The following is a 1,157-nucleotide window of genomic DNA, read 5'->3' as shown; positions in this document are numbered from 1 at the left end:
TTCTCGGCGATGTTGGTACAGGCGAGCGATCGACGAAGCTCCTTCGGCAGCTTCAACCGGACGACAGTCAGGATTTCGTCGAGGCCTTCGAGGATGCTGGCCGCGACGCCGGGCCATTGCTGGTCGAGGCGACGCGCGAGATTGCGGATCAATTTTTCAGCCTTGTCGGCGTCATCGAGCTCCCAGGCCTGGCGCAGCACCCGACGGGTGGCCGCATGATGTTCTTTCGGCAGGCGTTCCATGATGTTGCGCGCCTTGTGGATCTGGCAGCGCTGGATTGCAGCGGCCGAACCGAAGGTGCGGCGGATCGCCTTCGACAACGCTTTCGCGCCGTCGGCGATGAACAGTCTTGGTACCGTCGGGTCGAGCCCGCGCGAGACCAGGTTGTCCAGCAGGGCCTGAACCGTTGCGGCATTCTCGGTCGCCCCTTCCACCAGCGCCAGCGGATGCTTGTTGCCTTCGCCGTCAACTCCGATCGCGGCGACCAGCACGAGATCGTCGCCGAGATGCAGCCCGTCGATTTGGACCACCAGAAGGTCGAGCGCGGACAGGTCGGCAGCCATGAAGTCGGCCAGCCGCGCCGCCGACAGCGCGACGAACCTCCGCGAGGCCGCCGACTTCGAAATCCCCGATCCGGGCGGTGCCGGCACGTCACCCTCGGGCAGCCGGACAGCGCGGCCGAACCGGCGCGTCGACACATTGATCAGCATCAGGTTCATCGCCCAGCGACCGAGCCAATCCTCCTGCGCCGCCGTTTCCCAGCTCGGGATCGTGACCTCGCCGCCATCCACGCCCCGGACCCGCGGGCGCTCGACCTCGATCTTGCCGCCGTGGAAGCCGATCCGTCCCCGCGTTCGGCCCCAACGGTGCGCCCGCCGCGCCGCGTCGCGATCGTGGCGCGGCCCGCAGGCCGCCGTGACATCCGCCTCCATCATCGTGCCGAGCGCCTCGATCCCTGCCGCAAGGCAGAACCGATCGAAGCTCGCCCGCACCTCTGCAAACGCTTCGTCCACAGCCCCAGTCGCCGGCGGACCAGCCGGCGTGATATCTCTCGTCATGGCGTTGCTCTCCTTTGTGGAATCAGCACCCCGAGCCTACCGGCTCAAGGTGGGCAACGCCGACCTCTTCAGAAATTCAACAGAACCCGGGACATCCCC

The 1,157-nt window shown here is 66.9% G+C and carries 1 protein-coding gene; it reads right to left on the bottom strand.

Going from position 1 to position 1,157, the window contains the following annotated elements; all coding sequences use genetic code 11:
- Positions 1-1,058, bottom strand: a 1,058-nt coding sequence (locus AC0L21_RS37885; protein WP_473267074.1) for an IS256 family transposase, incomplete at its 3' end; no start/stop codon positions are given.
- Positions 1,059-1,157: the final 99 nt, after the last annotated feature.

The sequence above is a fragment of the Bradyrhizobium sp. WSM4873 genome (assembly GCF_055811355.1).
Note: the sequence above shows the minus strand (reverse complement) of the source record. Positions and strands in the feature narration are given on the sequence as shown.